A 5,122-nucleotide genomic window follows, 5' to 3' on the forward strand; every position below is an offset into this window, starting at 1 on the left:
CGACGACCCGCGAGCAGTTCGACATGGTCGTCCTGTCGGTCGGCCTGCGGCCTTCCAAGAAGGCGGCGGCCCTGGCCGAGAAGCTCGGCATCAGCCTGAACGGCTACGGCTTCGCCCAGACGTCCAGCGCCGCCCCGGTGGAGACCTCGCGGCCGGGCGTCTTCGTCTGCGGCGCCTTCCAGAGCCCGATGGACATCCCGATGACCGTCATGCAGGCCAGCGCGGCGGCGTCCTGCGCCGGCTCTCTCCTGTCGGAGGCCCGCGGTTCCCTCACGAAGGCCGAGCCCCTGCCGCCCGAGGTCGACGTTTCCGGACAGGAGCCGCGGATCGGCGTCTTCGTCTGCCATTGCGGCATCAACATCGGCGGCTACGTCGACGTGCCGGCGGTGCGCGACTACATTGCCACCCTGCCGAACGTGGTCTATTGCACCAATAACCTGTACACCTGTTCGTCCGACACCCAGCAGGCGATCAAGGACGCCATCAAGGAACACAAGCTGAACCGCGTGGTCGTCGCCTCCTGCACCCCGCGGACGCACGAGCCCTTGTTCCGGAGCACCTGCGCGGAGGCCGGCCTGAACCCCTACCTCTTTGAGATGGCGAACATCCGCGAGCACTGCTCCTGGGTCCACATGACGGATAAGGAAGCGGCCACCGAGAAGGCCAAGGCGCTGGTACGGCGCGCCGTGGCCAAGGCCCGCCTCCTGGAGCCGCTCTCAACCGTCAGCCTGGACATCAACCGGGCGGCATTGGTCGTCGGCGGCGGCATCGCCGGCATGAATGCGGCCGCGGACCTGGCTTCCCAGGGCTTCCAGGTGTACCTGGTCGAGAAGGAAGCCGAACTCGGCGGCATGGCCCGTAAGATCCACTACACCCTGGAGGGCCTGGACGTGCAGGCCTACGTCAACGGCCTGATCACCGGCATCACCAACAACCCGCGGATCAAGGTCTACACCGGCGCTGAGATCGTGGACGCCAGCGGTTACGTCGGCAACTTCCAGACCACGATCAAGGTCGGCGGCAAGGAAGAGACCCTGTCCCACGGCGCGGTCGTGATTGCGATCGGCGGCCGGGAGTACAAGACGGACGAGTACCTGTGCGGCAAGGACGGCCGCGTCCTGACCGGGCTGGAACTCGAAGCCGAGTTGGCCAAGGCCTCCGATAAGGTCAAGAACGCCAAGAACATCGTCATGATCAACTGCGTCGGCTCCCGGGAAGAGGGCCGGATGTACTGCAGCCGCATCTGCTGCAGCGAGGCCGTCAAGAACGCCCTGAAGGTCAAGGAGCTTAACCCGGACGCCAACGTTTATGTCCTCTACCGCGACATGCGGACCTACGGCTTCAAGGAAGACTTCTACCGTGAAGCCCGGGGCAAGGGCGTTATGTTCATCCGCTACGACGTCGACCGCAAGCCGCTGGTCGCCACGGACGGCGGGGCCCTGACAGTCACGGTCTTTGACCCGATCCTGCAGGAGAACGTGACCATCGCCGCCGACCTCCTGGCGCTCGGCGTGGCTACGGTGGCGCCGGATGACAATAAGAAGATCGGCCAGTTCTACAAGGTCTCCCTGAACGACGAGGGCTTCTTCCTTGAGGCGCACATGAAGCTCCGCCCGGTGGACTTCGCCACCGACGGCGTCTTCCTCTGCGGTCTCGCCCACGGTCCGAAGTTCATTGAGGAGAGCATCGCCCAGGGCCGGGCGGCGGCCTCCCGCGCCGCGACCGTCCTCACGAAGGACGCCCTGACCGGCGGCGGCGCGGTCTCCGTCGTCGACGAGGAGAAGTGCGCGGGCTGCCGGATCTGCATGACCGTGTGCCCGTACGGCGCCATCTCCTTCCTCGAGGACAAGGGTGTCGCCAACATCAACGATGTCCTCTGCAAGGGCTGCGGCACCTGCGCGGCGGCCTGCCCGTCCAAGGCCATTTCGGCCAAGGGCTTCAAGGACGAGCAGATCCTGGCCGAGGTCGAGGCGTTCCTGGCGTAAGGCGATCTTGTCCCGCCCGGGCCGCGTCGGGCGGCCCGGGGTGGTTCCGAAATTAAGGTTGGTGGAGGGATAACATGGAAGCCCTAGCTCTGAATAACGTGGCCAACCCCAAGTTCAGGGACGAGGTGGCAGCGAAGTTCACGCCGCAAGGGGTTAAGATGGACTTCAACTACTGCCTGACCTGCGGCACCTGCGTGGCGGGTTGTGTCTTCAACGAAGTGCACGATAACTCCGACCCGCGCAAGTTCCTGCGCAAGATCCTGCTCGGCCTGAAGGACGAGGTCCTGAAGGACCCGTTCGTGTGGGTCTGCACGAACTGCGCCCGCTGCACCATGGAGTGTCCGATGGGCATCAACATGGCCCTGGTCGTCCGCACCATCCGCGGCAACTTCGGCCTGGAGGCCCCCGGGACGTTGCAGCAGGTCTGCAACACCCACCTGGAGACCGGGAACCAGATGGGCGTGTCGGTCGAGGACTACCTGGACACCATCGACTGGATGCAGGAGGAACTCCAGGAGGAACTCGGCGACCCGAACTTCAAGATCCCGATGGACGTGCAGGGCGCGGAGATCCTCTTCATCCCGCACCCGCGCGAAATCAAGTACTACCCCGAGGACATCAAGACCTGGACCAAGATCTTCACGGCGGCCGGCGCCAGCTGGACGCTCTCGTCCAAGGCCTTCGACGTCACCAACTTCGGCCTCTTCAACGGACGGGACGACGAGGCCGCGAAGATCTTCCAGATCACGGTGGACGCCTTCAACGAACTGGGCTGCCGGCGCATCGTCTGCACCGAGTGCGGCCACGGGTACTGGGCCTTTAAGTTCGGGGCCAAGAACTGGATCCCGTTCGACAAGCCCATCCTGCATATGGTCGAGTACCTGGCCGAACTCCTCCGCGAGGGCAAGATCCAGGTCGATAAGTCGAAGAACCCCGAGGTCGTCACCCTGCACGACCCGTGCAACACGGTGCGCAAGGGCGGCGTGGTCGACCAGCCGCGTTACGTCCTGAACCTGGTCTGCGAGAACTTCATCGAGATGTGGCCCAACCGCGAGTACAACATCTGCTGCGGCGGCGGCGGCGGCGCCCTGGCGATGGGCAACGACATCAAGCCCTACCGCATGGCCAAGGGCAAGCTGAAGGCCGACCAGATCCGGGCCACCGGCGCCGAGATCTGCTGCGCTCCCTGCCACAACTGCTTCGACCAGTTGAACGACATCAGCAAGGAATACGACCTGGGCCTGAAGGTCAAGCACATCTACCAGCTGGTTGAAAAGGCGATGGTCTGGGAGTACAAGCCGAAAGAATAAGCTGCCGGGACTTCGAAGAGGAACCGTGGGGGTCCGGTAAGGACCTCCACGGTTCCCTGCTTTCTTGATGGAACTTGGTGGATTATTCCACAACCCTGTAGCCGGCCGATTTAAGGGATGGTCGTGTATATATGAAAATCATCTCTACTGGTTCATCGAATGGATTGTAAAACCAATGGACCGCTCCGCGTGGAATGAACATGGTGTCTCCTTTGCCCATCTCCATCTCAGTGTCCCCAACCCCACTCATTCCTCTGCCGGAAAGGATGTATATCACTTCTTCGGCGTTCTCATGAATATGCTTCTTATGTACAGATGTTTTGGCCTCAAACCGGCAGTGTGCAAAAGTTATGTCTTCTGCACCTACGGTATCCCGGTCTATCAGGACAACCCTTGTCGCATTGTCTAAATCCTTAATTGGCTCATTTCTACCATCCTTAAGAGTCACGAGACACTTAAAATCTGTACCCATTTTCCCCCTCTCCTTTCTTCCTGCCCCTAAAGAAGTAATTCTAGAACATTATGCTGGTGTTTAACCAGGCTGTCAATATAAGCAGGTGAATGAACAAAGAAAGGAAATGCTTGTTGACCGGACGCCGTGCGACCCTGGCCTACCTGCTGCTTATCGCCGCGCCCGCCATTTGGGGCGGGGCCTTCGTAGCCGCCAAATACCTGGTCCTCGAACTGCACCCCACGGCGGCGGATTCGGCCGGGTGATGGCGGGGGTTGTAAGGCCTGCGCGTCATGGGTTATAAGGGAATAATCAGGGCTGGCCACGGCGCTGGTCGCCCGGCTGGACTTCACTCTCACGGTAAACCCCGCACCGGTGGCGCCGGCCATCACCGCCCAGCCGTCGGATCAGACGGTAACGGCAGGAGATACGGCCACCTTCACGGTAGAGGCGACAGGCACAGAACCTCTGGTCTACCAGTGGAAGAACGGCATCGACATGGGGCGGATTTCGGGGACACCATACTTAATAATTGTTGAGGTGCTTTGGATGGTGGGAGACTTGTAGTAGAATAGAGCAAAAGATGGGGGTTTGGATGTACGAGCATGAACATTGAGAGACTTAAAGCGGAAGCTCTTCGGTTGAGTCCGGAGGCACGCGTTTATTTGGCTCGGGAGTTGCTGGCCAGCTTGGATACGATGAACGAGGCTGAAATTGAAAAGTTGTGGATAGATGAGGCCATCCGTCGAGATGAGGAATTGGATAGCGGGACAGCGCGCGCGTATCCGGCGGATGAGGTGCTCGCCCGCGCGCGTGCTCGCCGAAAATGAGCCGACTGTTTTCTATCCATGAAACTGCGGAAGTTGAAATCAACGAGGTCGCAGATTTCTATGACCTCGGAAGTCCAGGACTCGGGAGTCTGTGGCGCCGTGGTGGACTACGACGCTGTTACCAAGCAGATTACCATCACCCGTTGATGCGGCGGCAAGGCCGGGCCGCTCCTTTGCAGGGGAGCGCCCGGCAGATCACGATCAGCCGTCCCCTTCCGGCGGATGAAAGTTGATGATGCGGCCCCGGGGGCAACCATCCCCGCTCCCGGGGCTCCGTCCTTTTTCTCTGTTCTGTCCAACGCTCACCCCGCCTGGGAGAACGGGCGGGCCATTTCAATGCCCATCATTGATCCTCCTTTCTACGCGTCAGTGTCCGGAGCGGTGTCCGCCTGTTAACGGTGGCGCTTTTTGCCGCTTCCTCAACGCTCTCAGGACTGAGGTGGAGTTCGAAAGGCGCCAGTTCATGATAGTTCTTCGCGGGGAGCCGAAGGAATAAGCTGACAGGGCCTCGAAAGGAACCGCGAGGGTCTCGCAAGACCCGCACGG

5 protein-coding genes are annotated in these 5,122 nt (G+C 61.2%); 4 read left to right on the top strand and 1 reads right to left on the bottom strand.

What is annotated here, in order from left to right; translation table 11 throughout:
* Together QMC81_11695 and QMC81_11700 are read left to right on the top strand one after the other, a co-directional pair.
* Positions 1 to 1,985, top strand: a 1,985-nt coding sequence (locus QMC81_11695; GenBank protein MDI6908133.1) for an FAD-dependent oxidoreductase, incomplete at its 5' end; no start/stop codon positions are given.
* Positions 1,986 to 2,059: 74 nt separating this feature from the next.
* Positions 2,060 to 3,295 (top strand): (Fe-S)-binding protein, encoded by a 1,236-nt coding sequence (locus tag QMC81_11700; protein ID MDI6908134.1) that lies wholly within the window; start codon positions 2,060 to 2,062, stop codon positions 3,293 to 3,295.
* 82 nt (positions 3,296 to 3,377) lie between these two features.
* On the opposite strand, the gene QMC81_11705 is transcribed toward QMC81_11700, so the two are convergent.
* Positions 3,378 to 3,767 (bottom strand): cupin domain-containing protein, encoded by a 390-nt coding sequence (locus QMC81_11705; protein MDI6908135.1) that lies wholly within the window; start codon positions 3,765 to 3,767, stop codon positions 3,378 to 3,380.
* A 113-nt stretch (positions 3,768 to 3,880) separates the two neighbouring features.
* On the opposite strand from QMC81_11705, the gene QMC81_11710 reads away from it, so the two are divergent.
* Positions 3,881 to 4,012, top strand: coding sequence for a hypothetical protein (locus QMC81_11710; protein ID MDI6908136.1), 132 nt, complete (start codon positions 3,881 to 3,883; stop codon positions 4,010 to 4,012).
* A gap of 339 nt (positions 4,013 to 4,351) precedes the next feature.
* A complete protein-coding gene (locus tag QMC81_11715) occupies positions 4,352 to 4,576 on the top strand; it encodes an addiction module protein (protein ID MDI6908137.1) in 225 nt (74 codons plus the stop codon).
* Positions 4,577 to 5,122 lie beyond the last annotated feature (546 nt).

The sequence above is a fragment of the Thermoanaerobacterales bacterium genome, from assembly GCA_030019475.1.
Classification (GTDB): domain Bacteria; phylum Bacillota; class Desulfotomaculia; order Desulfotomaculales; family JASEER01; genus JASEER01.